Below are 14,768 nucleotides of genomic sequence, written 5' to 3'. Positions count from 1 at the left end.
ACCTGAGAATGCAACTGCAGCGTGTGTCTGTTTCGGTTCGGGAAAGAAGGTAATCTTTATGAAATTTCCGATTCTGCCAAAGACGTCCAAAGGGAAATGGACAGTGGTTTTGTTTGTAGCCGCCTTGGTGCTGGGGGTTGCGGGTAACCGGATTTCCGACGCGATAGGGAATACGATCGAATACCCCAATCCGATCAACAGCCCCTTGCTGGGGAGCGTGATCTATCTTACCTTTGCCGCGGCGATACTGGCTTCGGTAATGGGGATCCTGGCCGTAAGGAAGGAGCACGAACGCTCGCTGCTGGTGTATCTGCTCATATTGCCCGGCCTGTTCTTTGCGTTCGTCATCGTTGGCTTTCTGATTGCCAATCTGATCGGCCCGCCGGACTGATCCGATAGTTAAGGCGCCCTTTGCGGAGCGTCTTTTTGTTTGGGGATGTGGATGCGCCCCGGGGATTAACGTGTTACGCCTCGATCCAGCTTGCCCAACTCCGGTGAGCGCCTGCTGGCCGGAGCTGGATGCATTGCGGAGGTCCGTTCTCCGGCGAAGCCGCCGTGGTCGGAGGTGATGAGCTTTTGGGATCTCCTCCTCCGGCAGAGCGGGTGCTCACCGGAGGAAAACGTCGCACTCTATTTTTTTGCCTGTGCGTCCACAATAATTCGATTCCTTGTCTAACAATATTTACATTATCCCTCCAAAAGTGATAGTATTATTAATGTAACCGATACCTGGAAGGTCCAACCGAATGGCAGCGGTTGCTGAAAGCTTTTGCAAAAGCAAAAGTGATGATACTGTATTCAATTTTCATGTATAAAAAGATCTAGGAGGATGGCAAATGGCTTTAAGAGAAGACTTTTTATGGGGCGGCGCGACTGCTGCCAATCAATGCGAAGGTGGATACAACGAAGGCGGACGCGGTTTGGCGAACGTTGACGTAGTTCCCGTCGGCGAGGACAGAGGGGCCGTCATCACAGGCAAAATGAAAATGTTCGATTTCGACGATGAGCATTTCTATCCTGCATTGGAAGCCATCGACATGTACCACCGCTATAAAGAAGACATCGCGCTGTTCGGCGAAATGGGCTTCAAAACCTACCGTCTATCGATTGCATGGACACGCATCTTCCCTAACGGCGACGAAGCGGAGCCGAATGAAGAAGGCCTGAAATTCTACGAAGACCTGTTCAAAGAGTGCCACAAATACGGGATTGAGCCGTTGGTGACGATCACCCACTTCGATTGCCCGATGCACCTGATCAAAGAATACGGCGGCTGGCGCAACCGCAAGATGGTCGGCTTCTATGAGAATCTGTGCCATGCCATTTTCAACCGCTACAAAGGTCTGGTCAAATATTGGCTGACTTTCAATGAAATCAACATGATCCTGCATGCGCCGTTCATGGGCGCCGGTTTGTACTTCGAAGAAGGCGAAAACGAAGAGCAAGTCAAATTCCAATCCGCCCACCACGAGCTGGTTGCCAGCGCCATCGCTACCCGCATCGCGCATGAAGTCGATCCTGAAAACCAAGTGGGCTGCATGTTGGCGGCAGGAAATTACTATCCGTACACTTGCGCTCCGGCGGATGTGTTCAAAGCGCAGGAAGAAGACCGTGAAAACTACTTCTTCATCGACGTGCAATCACGCGGCGAATATCCTGCTTACGCATTGAAAAAATTGGAACGCGAAGGCATCGAAATCGTGATGGAGGAAGGCGACAAAGAGCTGCTGAAAGAGCACACAGTCGATTTCATTTCCTTCTCCTACTACGCTTCCCGTGTGGCTTCCGCTGATCCTGAAGTGAACGCGAAGACAGCCGGAAACATCTTTGAATCCGTCAAAAACCCTTACTTGGATGCGAGCGAGTGGGGCTGGCAGATCGATCCGCTGGGACTGCGCATCACGATGAACGCGATGTACGACCGCTACCAAAAACCATTATTCATCGTTGAAAACGGTTTGGGTGCCGTCGACGTTCCGGACGAAAACGGCTATGTCGAAGATGATTACCGCATCGCTTACATGGCTGCACATATCGAAGCCATGAAAGATGCCGTGAACTTGGATGGCGTCGATCTTTTGGGCTACACAAGCTGGGGCTGTATCGACCTTGTCAGCGCGGGAACAGGCGAAATGAAGAAACGTTACGGTTTCATCTACGTCGACCGCGACAACGACGGCAACGGCACACTGAAACGCACGAAGAAAAAATCGTTCGACTGGTACAAACAAGTCATCGCCAGCAACGGGGAAGATTTGTCGTTCTAAGAGTCGAATTGTTCGCTTGCTGACGCAAGCGGAAATTTTAGAAGACATAAAAACAGCAGCAGCGAGGCAAAAAATGCCCCGCTGCTGCTGTTTTTTTGGCGTTTCCGCTGTGTGTGTTTGCCAACTCCGGCGAGGGGCTGCTGACCGGAGTTGACGGCCGGATTCTGGCTCCCAACTCCGGCCAGGGCCGGCTCCCCGGAGGAGACGGCCGGAATCGCATCGTCAGCTCCGACGAGGACCCGCTCACCGGAGCTGACGAGTGATACCGAAAATCCAGCTCCGGCAAGGCATCCCGCATTTATTTTTTCCGGTAAAACGCGGTCGGCCTGCCGACCGTTCCGTATTCCAGCCGCATTTCGATGACCTGTTTGTCCTCGAGATAACGCAGATACTTGCGGACCGACACATGGGACAAGTTCGCCAGACTGGTGATGTCGTTCACGGTGAAATCGCCTTGCTGTCGGTCGATGCACTCCAAAATCACATGCAGCGTCGAAGGCGCCAGGCCTTTGTCGATGGCATCATCTTCCTTATCCTCCGGCTGGCTATCCAGCGAGCGGATCTGGTCCAGCTGCTTTTGCGTGATCGGTTTCGATGAATGCAGCAGTTCCTGGCGCTGCACGAAGGCTTCGATGCTCTTTTCGAAGCGTTTGAACTGGAACGGCTTGAGGATGTAATCGACGATGCCGCACTGCAGGCCGATCCGGATCGCTTCCTGTTCGCCGGCCGCCGTGATCATGATCAGCTCGGCCGGGTACTCGCGTTTGCGCAGGGCGCGGATCAGATCCAGACCGCTCTTCCCTTGGATATTGACGTCAACGAGCAGCAGGTCGTAGGTGTGCTTGCTGGTCAAACGGATCGCGTCCTCGTAGCTGCCGCAGGTTCCCAATACAAGGAACCCGGGGATTTTTTCGAGATAGCGGCGGTTGATCGACAGCACCATCGGATCATCCTCCACAAGCAATACATGATAAACCATCAGTTTTTCTCCTCTCGGTACGCTGTTTTCAAAAATATCCTGACGCGGCGCGCATTGCTTTCGATTTCCAGCCGGCCGTCGACTTTCTTCAGCAGCTGGGAGATCATCGGCGCATGCAGTTCTTTCGCCAGCCGCTCCTGCATCGCGGGTTCCACCTGCAATTCGTAAACGGTCTCCAACCGTTCGTTCCAGAAGCCGAAATGGATCTGCAGGTCATCCGCCAACTGGTTTTCCAGAATGAATTGATTCAGGAAACGGATGATGTTGATCCAGCATTGGACCGCCATGTGATCGGTCGTCGGCGGCACATCCGGGTAGACTTCGATCATGAACGGGTAGTTCCGCTCCGTGAATTTGCTGCGTTCGCCGATCAGAAATCCGGCGATGACGGGATTTTTGACAAGAAAAATCATGCGGTGGGAGAACTCCTGCGCCGGTTCGAGGATCTTGCCGAGGTAATCGTTCAGTTCCGCGTACTCTTCCAGCTCGGCCAGGCCATAGATGACATGCAGCTTGTTCAGGAAGTCGTGCGACTGCGTCTGCAAAGTGGTCGCGTAGGTGGCTGCGTTGAACAGCTGATCCGTCAGCAGATAGAGTTCCGTCGCATCCCGCATCAGGACAATCTGGCCGACGGTTTTCTTCGAAACGGTGATCGGCGCGACCGAAAGCAGGTAATCGACGCCGTCCAGGTGGTAGATGCGGTCGGTCGGTTTGCTCGGACCGCCCAATGCCTGCAAGTCCTGGGCGACGGGCAGCAACGACTGGAGCGGCAGGCCGACGAGGTTCTCGCTATCGCCGCCGGTTCCATCCGCCTGCAACGGATGGAACAGTTTTTTCGCTTCCAGGTTGGACAGGACGATCTTGTTGTTTTTGTCGGTGACGAGGATGGCGTCCTTCGTGTTCTCCAGCATCGCGTTGCGTTCCTCCAGCAGCCGGGCGATCTCGATCGGCTCCAGATTGTACATCTGGGTTTTCAGCTGGAAAGCCGTGAAGATGGCGGCGGCGAAGCCGAACAAGAGGCTGACCGCAAAACTGACGGAGAAGGGCTGCATCGTTTTTTTGGCGATCGAAGCGAGCGTGGTCGTCTTGATGCCGATCGCGACGACGCCGATCTCCGTGTTTTCGGCAGCGAAGACCGGGACAAAGGCGCGCAGCGATTGCCCCAACGTGCCTTGCGCAATCGAAGTCGTTTCCTGACCCGCCAGTGCCGCCTCCTCGTCGCCGCCCTGGAACGGTTCGTTGATTTTCGCCGGATCGGGATGGGTGAGGCGGATGCGGTCCATCGTCATGACCACGACGAAGTCCAATTGATAGGTTTCGGTGATCTGGTCGGCGTAGGCCTGCACTTCCGGGTTGGTGGCTCCGTCATTCAGCGTTTCGATCACCAACGGCTGGGCCGCCACGATTTCGGCGATGGACAGCAGCTGCTCCTCTTCCTGCGTCTGCGTCGCTTCATAGATGCGGTTCGTCAGGAGCAGATAGAGCACGCTGACCGTCAAAGCGACGGTGATCAGCACCATGAACGTGAGTTTCACCCATAAACGCTGGTTTTTCCATTTATTTTTCATAGATTGGATTCCCTTCTTCTTTACACTTGCCATTATATCAAACGCAAAGAAGGCGTTCTCAATTAATTTAATTGAATAACGCTTAAATTAATTAAATAATCTATTTTAATTTTGGAAGCGGTAGCATAATGAAACCAAGTTAAAGAAAGCGCTTCAAGGAGCGCGGGTAATCAAAAGGAGGAGAAGGAAAGTGAGAGACACGACAAAAGAATTGGAGCTGGAACAGCTCCCGGGCATTTCGGAGTTGACGGTTTTCGACAGATTCAAGAATGCAAAGGTAGGCGCAATCCCGTTGCCGACTTATCTCGTGATGTCAGCCATTATAATAGCTTCTGCGTATCTGGGCGAATTGCCCGTCAACATGCTGGGTGGTTTCGCGGTCATCTTGACTTTGGGTTGGCTGTTGGGAAGGATCGGCGCCAGCATCCCGGGACTGAAGAACTTCGGCGGATCGGCCATCCTGTCGCTGATGGTGCCGTCGATCCTGGTATTCATGAATGTATTCAACCAAAACACGCTCGATGCAGCCAATATGCTGATGCGCCAAGCCAACTTCCTGTATTTCTACATCGCCTGCCTCGTCTGCGGGAGCATTCTGGGGATGCACCGCAAGATTCTGGTGCAAGGCTTGATCCGCATGATCATCCCGATGGCTGTGGCGATGATCGCCGCTCTGATCGTCGGAACTTCAGTGGGAACTTTGTTGGGACTGGGCTTTGAGCATACGCTCTTCTACATTGTGACACCGATCATCGCCGGCGGAATCGGCGAAGGCATTCTGCCATTGTCGCTCGGCTACAGCGCCATCACCGGCATCCCGAGCGGGGAATTGGTCGGCCAACTGATTCCGGCAACGATCATCGGCAACTTCTTCGCGATCATCTGCTCCGGTGTTTTGAACCGTTTGGGCGAAAAATATCCTGAGAAAAGCGGCAAGGGTCAACTGATCAAATTCGGCGCCAACGATGATATGGCTGATGCCATGCAGGAAGACAAGAGCCCGCTGGACATCAAATTGATGGGCGCCGGCGTCCTGACGGCCTGCACACTGTTCATCGCCGGCGGACTTTTGGAAAGATTGACGGGCTTCCCTGGACCGGTGCTGATGATCCTCATCGCTGCAAGCATCAAATACTTGAGCCTGTTGCCTAAAGACGTCGAAAAAGGTTCGAAACAGCTGTACAAATTCGTTTCCGGCAACTTCACTTTCCCTTTGATGGTCGGCCTGGGTTTGTTGTATATCCCGCTTAAGGACGTCGTCGGCATGCTTTCTTGGCAGTATTTCGTGGTCGTGATCTCGGTCGTGTTGACAGTTGTCCTGACCGGTTTCTTCATCGGCGGCAAAATGAACATGAACCCGATCGAAGCAGCCATCGTGACGGCTTGCCAAAGCGGTATGGGCGGAACCGGCGACGTTGCCATCCTGTCGGCTTCCAACCGCATGAACCTGATGCCGTTTGCCCAAGTAGCCACACGTTTGGGTGGCGCCATCACCGTCATTTCGATGACAGCCTTACTGCGTTTCCTGTTCTAAAAACATAAAAATACAAAAACTAAAAACTAGAAGAAAGAGAGTGTGTTCACTATGACAGATGTAAAAGAAAAAGCATTGGCAATCAGCAAAAAATTCGGCGGTAAACTGGAGGTCATTTCGAAAGTTCCGATCGAAACGATGGAAGACCTGAGCATCGCCTACACACCGGGTGTCGCAGCCGTCTGCATGGCAATCGCGGGCAACAAAGATGACGTCTACACCTATACAACCAAAAAGAACCTGGTTGCTGTCGTGACGGACGGATCGGCTGTCCTGGGCTTGGGCAACATCGGACCGGAAGCAGCGATCCCGGTCATGGAAGGCAAAGCGGCCTTGTTCAAACGCTTCGGCAATGTCGACGCTGTGCCGATTTCCCTGGATACGCAGGATGTCGAAGAGATCATTTCGCACGTCGCCGCCATCGCACCTTCCTTCGGCGGCATCAACCTAGAGGACATCAGCGCGCCTCGCTGCTTCGAAATCGAACGCCGCCTGAAAGAGATGCTGGATATCCCGGTCTTCCATGATGACCAACACGGCACGGCGATCATCGTGCTGGCTGCTCTCTACAATGCGTTGCGCCTGACCGGCAAAAAAATCGAGGAGATCCAAGTGGTCATCAACGGCGGCGGCGCCGCAGGGATCGCCATCAGCCAAATGTTCCTTTCCGCCGGCGTCAAGAACCTGATGGTCGTGGACCACACCGGCATCATTTCCGAAACCGATCCTGAATTGGCCGAGCGCCATGTGGAAATCTCCAAAGTCACGAACCGCAGTTTCCGGACCGGCACGTTGGAGGATGCGGTTGTGGGGATGGATGTATTCGTCGGCGTATCCGCGCCGGGCGTCCTGAAGAAGGAATGGATCGCAACGATGAACGAAAAACCGATCATCTTCGCGATGGCGAACCCGACGCCGGAAATCTTCCCGGATGAAGCCAAAGCAGGCGGCGCCTACATTGTCGGCACCGGCCGCAGCGACTTCCCGAATCAGATCAACAACGTGCTCGCTTTCCCTGGGATCTTCCGCGGCGCCCTGGATGCGCGCGCCAAAGACATCACCATCGAAATGCAATTGGCGGCCGCACGCGGCATCGCCAGCATCGTCAGTGACGAGGAACTGAACGTCGACTACATCATGCCGGACGTCTTCACCCCGGGCGTGGCCGACATCGTAGCCGCCAGCGTCATGAATGCAGTCAAAAAAGAAGAAGTGCTTGTGTAAAACGTACGCTGCTAACCGGAGCTGAACAGCAGGATTGGTGCGTTTCTCCGGTAAGGGTTCCGCCACCGGAGAACGTCGGTATTTTCCGCGCTCTCCTCCTGCGAACCTGTTCTCATCGGAGCACAGATCTGATGTGTGAACCCTCCTCCGGCGTAAACTCAGTTAGCCGGAGGAGGACGTTCTGATCAGAAAAAAGAGAAGAAGGATGCCCGATTCGATCAGGCATCCTTCTTCTCTTTTGCAGTGTTGGCGCACTCTCGTGTTACTCAACAAGTTTGATTTGCTCTTGATCCATGTTTTGAAATGCTTTCATGCGCTTCTTCTCTTTTGCTAATATTTCCTTGGCAAAAGACATAAACCCACCTAAATCTTGCTTTGCCAGCAATTCTATATAAATTGCCTTTGCTTCTTTCTCGATAATCAGAGGTGGGAACCCCTCTTGCAGCAAAGAGTAGTTCATCAGCATACGTCCTGTGCGTCCGTTACCATCTGAGAATGGGTGGATCCGCTCAAATTGAATATGTGTATCTAAAATTCCCTCTAATTTTACTTCGTCAATCGCTGCATTTTCCAGCCTATATTCCAGATTATCCACCAACTGTTGGACCAGAAATGGCGTTTCTCCTGGTGAATCAGTTTGAAATTCTGCCCCTATAATCTGGTTTTCGTTCTTTTTGAACTGTCCTTTATCATATTGAAGCCGATCGGTTAAATCGGCATGAAGCTCCTTGATGATGGATACTGAGAGCGTATCGTTACTCTCCAAATGATCCAGCATGTTGGAAAAGGCATGTTTATGGTTTTCGATTTCATAAAATTCGCGCACAGTCGCCCCGCTACTGATTGGGAGAGTACCATTCAAAATAATCGAGACTGTCGCCGGCAACGAAATCGTATTTCCTTCTATCCCTGCTGAGTGGTGGGCAAGACGCACTAACATATCATCTAAATAGTTTTGTGGTATTTCATTCAAAAATCCGCTCATAAAACCCAGCCTCCTCTTCTTCGTGTCCCAACACTATCATACCTAAATGCTATCTCGATGTACAAACGTTTCTCCATCAAAATGGTACAAAACAAGTATGTTCACCCGTTCGTCTCCCCCATAATGTTAAAGTGGTAGAATGGTACAATGGTATAATGGTACAAATATACAAAAAGACGCTTAATCTGATATAGTTGAGTAAATAATTTGATTTTTTGACAAAATGAAAAATGGAGGCGTGACCATGAGGGAGAACAATCAACGAATGGGTTTCAGAATCATCACAGAGATTCCGAGGCCGACACCCGAACTGCTGGAAAGACTGAACAAATTCACTGTGCCGGAGCTGTGCGACGGGATGGATGTTTTCCGGGCGATGGACTATCAGATCAAGCCGATGGTGACTACGCAAAAAATCATCGGTCCGGCCGTCACGCTGCAGTTGATGCTCGGCGACAGCCTGATCGTGCCGAAAGCTCTTGAGGCCGCGCAACCGGGTGACATTATCGTCATCGATGCGAAAGGCAGCTGCAACAACGGTGTCTGGGGCGATAACCGCAGCCGCGTCGCCAAAGCGATCGGCCTTGCCGGCGTCGTGATCGACGGGGCTTTCCGCGATATCGATGAAAACGAAGCGATCGGCTTCCCGATCTACGCCCGGGCTAACACCTGCGGCCGCAGCACAAGGGGCGCGAAAGGCGAAGTCAATGTGCCGATTTCCTGCGGCGGCGTTTCCGTGCGTCCTGGCGATATCATCGTCGGCGACCGCAATGGGGTCGTCGTGATTCCGCTGGAGCATGCCGAGGAAATCATCGAAGCTGCGCAGGAACAAGTCGACAAGATGGAAGCGCAGATCGCCAAATTCGAAGAAACCGGACAGATTGTGCCGGCCAGCCTGGAGATGGAATTGAACCGCTTGGGCTACTAGAGCAAAACAACAGCGGATGGACCGCCCTTGATCGGGCGGCCATTCGCTGTTTGTGTTTGCGGTATGCGGTATGCGGTCGTTCTCCTCCGGCGAACGGAGGCTACGCCGGAGGTCGGCCCACATAAAAATCTTGTGCTCCGACGAGGACGGGCTCGCAGGAGGAGAGAGCGAAAGTTACCGGTGTACTCCGGTGGCGGAAGCCTCACCGGAGCAGGGCGCACGATCCAGGTAATCAACTCCGGTCAACTTGCTGGTCTGTCGAACTGGGGTTGATTGTACATCAGCGAATCGCTGATGTATGATGATGTTGGATAACATTATAGAAGGAATCAGCTTACGGCAGCCCGTTTTTTGGGTTGGCGAAGGAAATCGAGCAGATGCAACAATTAATCCAACGATCCAAATAATGATTACTGGGGGACAAGGCGATGACGGTCAGTTATGAAAAATTTGATTTGAAGGAAGTAATCAACGCTTCCGGTCGGATGACGATTTTGGGCGTATCGAAAGTATCACAATCGGTGCTGGCTGCCCAGCGATTTGGGGGCGAACATTTTTTTGAGATGGAAGATTTGGCGGTGAAAGTCGGGGCTTACTTGGCGGATCTGCTCAAAACCGAAGACGCTCAAGTCGTGTCTTCGGCTTCGGCGGGCATCGCCCAATCCGTGGCAGGGGTCATCGGCAAAGGCAGTTTATTTCATGCGTACCATCCTTATGCGGAAAAGATCACGCAACGGGAAATCATTTTGCCGAAAGGCCATAATGTGGATTACGGTGCGCCGGTCGAAGTCATGGTTGCTCAAGGCGGCGGCAAAGTCATCGAAGCGGGATACGCAAACATGTGCACCCCGGAACACGTGGAAATGCTGATCACCGAGGATACGGCGGCTCTCCTCTATATCAAAAGTCACCACAGCGTGCAAAAGAGTATGCTGACGGTGGAAGAAATGGTGGCTGTCGCCCGGAAATACGACTTGCCGGTAATCGTCGATGCCGCAGCGGAAGAAGATCTGTTCGGCTATTATGCAGCAGGCGCGGACCTGGTGATCTATTCGGGTGCGAAAGCGATTGAAGGTCCGAGTGCCGCCTTGGTCGTCGGCAAAAAAAGCGCGGTTGAATGGGTGCGGCTGCAAGGCAAGGGGATCGGCCGGGCCATGAAGATCGGCAAAGACAATATTCTGGGCTTCGCCCAAGCTGTAGAGGATTATCTGGCTAACGGCAGCGAAAGCGGCGAGTCGATGAAGGCGCGTTTGGTTCCGTTTATCGAAGCAGTCAACCAAATACCCGTTTTGCAGGCTACCATTGTGCAAGACAGTGCCGGCAGGGAAATCTATCGGGCCAGTGTCAAAGTGACCGGGGCAATCAGTGCCAAAGAAGTCATCCGACATTTGAAAACGCAGAATCCGGCGATCTATACGCGCGAATACCAGGCCAATAACGGCATCATTGAGTTTGATATCCGTTCCGTCGATCAGACCGAAATGACGAAGATTGTGCAGCGATTGCGGGAAATAGTGGAAGACTAAGGAAAAAAGGACTCCCGCGGACATTACCATCAAAACCAAAATAACAGCGAATGGATCGCCCCAGACTGGGCGTCCATTCGCTGTTTGTGTTTGCGGTATGCGGTATGCGGTCGTTCTCCTCCGGCGAACGGAGGCTGCGCCGGAGATCGGCCCACATAAAAATCTTGTGCTCCGATGAGGCCGGGCTCGCAGGAGGAGAGTGCAAAAATTACCGTCGTCCTCCGGCGGGCGGCAGCCTCACCGGAGCAGGGCAGCCGTTTCCATCGCTCAACTCCGGTCAGCGGCGCGCGCCCTCTCTCCTCCGGCGAACGGAGGCTTCGCCGGAGATCGGCTCACATATAAATGTTGTCCTCCGACGAGGCCGGGCTCGCAGGAGGAGAACGCAAAAGTTACCGTCGTCCTCCGGTTGGCGGAGCTTCACCGGAGTTGAGGCTCCCCCCCGATTCCGGGCCGCTCACCTCCGTCCACCGGCAGGCACTCCATAGCCACTACACCGATCGCTTCAGCCGATCGCCTCAAACACCCAAGCATCGTACGGCTGCATCCAGATCCGCTTCTCCACCGTCGCCTGCTCCGCATTCGTCGACAGCATCCGCCAGTTTTTGTTGGCCACCCGCGTCGGCAGGTCGATCCGGCAAGGTTTCCGGCTGATGTTCGTGAGCACGAGCACCTGTTTTGTGTCGGTTTTCCGCAGGTAAGCGAACACTTGCGGATGGTTTTTCAGGATCAGTTCGAAGGCGCTGTCGGCAAAGAAGGGCTGCTCCTTGCGCAGCTGGATCAATTCCTTGTAGTGATTCAAAACGGACTGCTCGTCCTTTTCCTGATCAAAAATGTTCACCTGCGCGGTGTTGGAGTTGACCGCCATCCAGGGCAGCAGCTCGGAAAAGCCGCCGAACATGCCGCCATCCCACTGCAGCGGCGTGCGCGAATGGTCGCGGGTCCAGTGGGTGACGTTCCTTAACGCTTCCTCCGGCGAGGCGCCGCTGTCCAACAACAGTCGGTAGAGGTTGTGCGAATCTTGGGCATCGACTTGCTCCATCGACTCGAAAGCGAAGTTGGTCATGCCGATCTCCTGGCCCTGATAGATGAAGGGTGTGCCTTTCAGCAGCATGTACATCGTCGCGATCGCTTTGGCGGATTTCGGCGATTCGTCCCCGAGGATCGAGGCGATCCGCGGATTATCATGGTTCTCCACGTAGAGGGCGTTCCAGCCGTTCGATCCCAAGTCCTTTTGCCAGCGGGACAGCACCTTTTTGAAGCCCAGCAGATTGAGCCGTTCCGCGCCCGGCTGTCCTTCGCGCACGTTGTGTTCCAGCTCGAAGATCATGTTCAGATAGCCGTCCTCTTTGGTCCAGTGCACGGCTTTTTTGCTGGAAACGCCGCTCGCTTCCCCGACCGTCATGATCGGGTAGGCATCAAAAATTTCCTTCAGCTCTTGCATATAGACTTCGATTCCCGCGACATTCATGAAGGGAGCCCAGGGGTTGTCGCTGATTTTGAAATCCCACGGTTCTTTTTGGATATGGCTGATGGCATCCAAACGGAAGCCGTCGATCCCCAGATCCAGCCACCAGCGGATCATCCGGCAGATTTCTTCCCGCACTTGCGGGTTTTTCCAGTTCAGATCCGGCTGTTCCGGCGCAAAGACATGGAAGTAGGCCTGGCCCGAATTTTCATCGTACGTCCAGGTCGAGCCGCCGAAGAAACTTTGCCAAGCATTCGGCATTTTATTTTCGGTGGCGTCCGCCCATAAATAATAATCGCGGTACGGGTTGTCTTTGCCTTTTTTCGCTTCCAGAAACCAGGGATGCTGATCGCTCGTATGGTTCACGACCAGATCCATGATGATCTTGATGCCTGCCGCATGGGCTTTTTCCAGCAGTTCCGCGAAGTCGGCCATCGTCCCGAAATCGGGATGGATATCCTGGTAATCGGAGATGTCGTAGCCGTTATCGACGTTCGGTGAAGCGTAGACGGGATTCAGCCAGATGAAATCGATGCCCAGCGACTGCAGATAGGGCAGCTTTTCGATGATGCCCTGCAGATCGCCGATGCCGTCGTGGTTGGCATCGCGGAAACTCCGCGGGTAAATCTGATAGCCTACCGCATTTTTCCACCATCCGTTCATGCGGTCACCTTCACCACGAAGGCTTGCCATGGAAGCAGCTGCAGGTCCTTCAGATCGCTGAGCGCCATTCCGTAATTATGGATGATGACTTCAACTATTTCGTCATCCACCGAAAACGGCTGCGCGGCATCGGAGAAGTTGGTGACGACCAGCCAGCGCTCGCCCGCGTACTCCCGGTAATAGCTGATGACCTCGTCGACCGTATCGACCAGCTCGAAATCGCCCCAGACCACGATCGGGTTTTCCTTGCGCAGGCGGATCAGCTTTTGGTAAGTGTAGAAAATCGAATCCGGATCGGCCAGCGCCGCTTCCGCATTGATGGTCGCGTAATTCTCATTCGCGCCGATCCAAGGCGTGCCGGCCGTGAAGCCGCCGTGCAGGGAAGCGTCCCACTGCATCGGGCGGCGGGCGTTGTCGCGGCCTTTGGCGTTGATCGAAGCCAGGATATCCGCTTCGGAATAGCCTTTCGCCAGGCGTTCGCGGTGCATATTGAGCGTTTCGATGTCCCTTGCTTCCGCGATGTCAGCGATTGGCGTGTTGGTCATGCCGATTTCCTCGCCCTGGTAAATGTAGGGCGTGCCTTTCAGCATATGCAGCAGGATCGCCAGCATTTTGGCGCTCTCGATTCGGTGAACCCCATCGTTGCCCCAACGCGAAAGCATCCGCGGCAAATCGTGGTTGTTCCAGAACAAGGAATTCCAGCCGTCGTGGCCGAGTTCGGTCTGCCATTTCGCCAGAATCCGTTTCAGTTCGGCCACTCGCATCGGCTGCAGATCCCATTTCTCGCCGTCCAGTTGCTGGTCGAGGCCGATGTGCTCGAATTGGAAAACCATCGATAGTTCGTTGCGTTCAGGAGCGGAATACAGTTTGGCGATCTCAGGGGTCGCGCCCCAGGTTTCGCCGACGGTCAGCAGGTCGTGGGCGCCGAATGTTTCCCGGTGCATTTCCTGCAGGAATTCATGCAGATGCGGGCCGTTGCCGGTGATGCCCTCTTCAGGGATCTTCCCGATCAGGTCGATGACGTCCATGCGGAAGCCGCCGATGCCTTTCGCGATCCAGCGGTTCATCATCGCGTAGATGTCCCGGCGCATCTGCTCGTTCTGCCAGTTCAGGTCCGGCTGTTTTTTACTGAAAAGATGCAGGTAATATTGACCGCTCTTTTCATCCCATTCCCAGGCCGGGCCGGAGAAAGCCGATCCCAATCCGTTCGGCACGCCGCCATCTTCAGCCGGATCCGCCCAGACGTAATAGTCGCGGTAGGGATTGTCCTTGCCTTTTTTGGCTTCGACGAACCAGGCATGCTCGTCCGAAGTGTGGTTGACCACCAGATCCATCACGATTTTGATGTTGCGCTTGCCGGCCTCCGCGATGAAATGCTCCATCTCCTCCATCGTCCCGAACTCATCGAGAATGGCTTCGTAGTCGGAAATGTCATACCCGTTGTCGTCGTTCGGCGACTGGTAGACAGGCGAAAGCCAGATGGCCCCGATCCCCAATTTTTCCAAGTAGTCCAATTTTTCGGTCATGCCGGCGATATCGCCGATGCCGTCGCCGTTGCTGTCCTTGAAGCTCCGCGGATAGATCTGATAAACGACGACCTCTTGCCACCAATGTTTTTCCATGCTGCAA

At 53.9% G+C, this 14,768-nt stretch carries 11 protein-coding genes; 6 read left to right on the top strand and 5 right to left on the bottom strand.

Translation table 11 applies throughout. The features are described 5' to 3' along the window. Positions 1-58 precede the first annotated feature (58 nt). Positions 59-391 (top strand): hypothetical protein, encoded by a 333-nt coding sequence (locus BMX58_RS05415; protein ID WP_068622990.1) that lies wholly within the window; start codon positions 59-61, stop codon positions 389-391. A 445-nt stretch (positions 392-836) separates the two neighbouring features. Then, positions 837-2,267, top strand: coding sequence for a 6-phospho-beta-glucosidase (locus BMX58_RS05410; RefSeq protein ID WP_068622989.1), 1,431 nt, complete (start codon positions 837-839; stop codon positions 2,265-2,267). Positions 2,268-2,565: 298 nt separating this feature from the next. Here BMX58_RS05410 and BMX58_RS05405 read toward each other — a convergent pair whose 3' ends face one another. Beyond that, positions 2,566-3,246, bottom strand: coding sequence for a response regulator (locus BMX58_RS05405; protein ID WP_068622988.1), 681 nt, complete (start codon positions 3,244-3,246; stop codon positions 2,566-2,568). Beyond that, positions 3,246-4,814 (bottom strand): Spo0B domain-containing protein, encoded by a 1,569-nt coding sequence (locus BMX58_RS05400; RefSeq protein ID WP_068622987.1) that lies wholly within the window; start codon positions 4,812-4,814, stop codon positions 3,246-3,248. The genes BMX58_RS05405 and BMX58_RS05400 overlap by 1 nt, the downstream gene beginning before the upstream one ends. A gap of 235 nt (positions 4,815-5,049) precedes the next feature. Between BMX58_RS05400 and BMX58_RS05395 the strand changes: the two genes are divergently transcribed. Together BMX58_RS05395 and BMX58_RS05390 are read left to right on the top strand one after the other, a co-directional pair. Next, positions 5,050-6,348, top strand: coding sequence for a 2-hydroxycarboxylate transporter family protein (locus BMX58_RS05395; protein ID WP_420855198.1), 1,299 nt, complete (start codon positions 5,050-5,052; stop codon positions 6,346-6,348). Between the two features lie 51 nt (positions 6,349-6,399). After that, positions 6,400-7,572 carry an NAD(P)-dependent malic enzyme gene (locus BMX58_RS05390; protein ID WP_068622986.1) on the top strand — a complete coding sequence of 391 codons (1,173 nt, stop codon included), beginning with the start codon at positions 6,400-6,402 and terminating at the stop codon, positions 7,570-7,572. Between the two features lie 262 nt (positions 7,573-7,834). On the opposite strand, the gene BMX58_RS05385 is transcribed toward BMX58_RS05390, so the two are convergent. Then, positions 7,835-8,557: a Fic family protein gene (locus tag BMX58_RS05385; RefSeq protein WP_068622985.1), complete on the bottom strand. Its 723-nt coding sequence runs from the start codon at positions 8,555-8,557 to the stop codon at positions 7,835-7,837. A 244-nt stretch (positions 8,558-8,801) separates the two neighbouring features. On the opposite strand from BMX58_RS05385, the gene BMX58_RS05380 reads away from it, so the two are divergent. Next, positions 8,802-9,485, top strand: coding sequence for an RraA family protein (locus tag BMX58_RS05380; RefSeq protein ID WP_162268620.1), 684 nt, complete (start codon positions 8,802-8,804; stop codon positions 9,483-9,485). A 428-nt stretch (positions 9,486-9,913) separates the two neighbouring features. Further along, positions 9,914-11,011, top strand: coding sequence for a DgaE family pyridoxal phosphate-dependent ammonia lyase (locus tag BMX58_RS05375; protein ID WP_068622984.1), 1,098 nt, complete (start codon positions 9,914-9,916; stop codon positions 11,009-11,011). A gap of 502 nt (positions 11,012-11,513) precedes the next feature. Here BMX58_RS05375 and BMX58_RS05370 read toward each other — a convergent pair. Together BMX58_RS05370 and BMX58_RS05365 are read right to left on the bottom strand one after the other, a co-directional pair. Then, a complete protein-coding gene (locus BMX58_RS05370; protein WP_068622983.1) occupies positions 11,514-13,139 on the bottom strand; it encodes a glycoside hydrolase family 13 protein in 1,626 nt (541 codons plus the stop codon). Continuing rightward, entirely contained in the window at positions 13,136-14,761 is a 1,626-nt protein-coding gene (locus tag BMX58_RS05365; RefSeq protein WP_068622982.1) for a glycoside hydrolase family 13 protein, read from the bottom strand. The genes BMX58_RS05370 and BMX58_RS05365 overlap by 4 nt, the downstream gene beginning before the upstream one ends. Between the last annotated feature and the right edge of the window lie 7 nt (positions 14,762-14,768).

It is taken from the genome of Trichococcus ilyis (assembly GCF_900109135.1).
In the GTDB taxonomy this organism is placed as follows: Bacteria; Bacillota; Bacilli; order Lactobacillales; family Aerococcaceae; genus Trichococcus; species Trichococcus ilyis.
The sequence above is the reverse complement of the archived record's forward strand: the minus strand, read 5'-3'. Positions and strand labels throughout refer to the sequence as shown.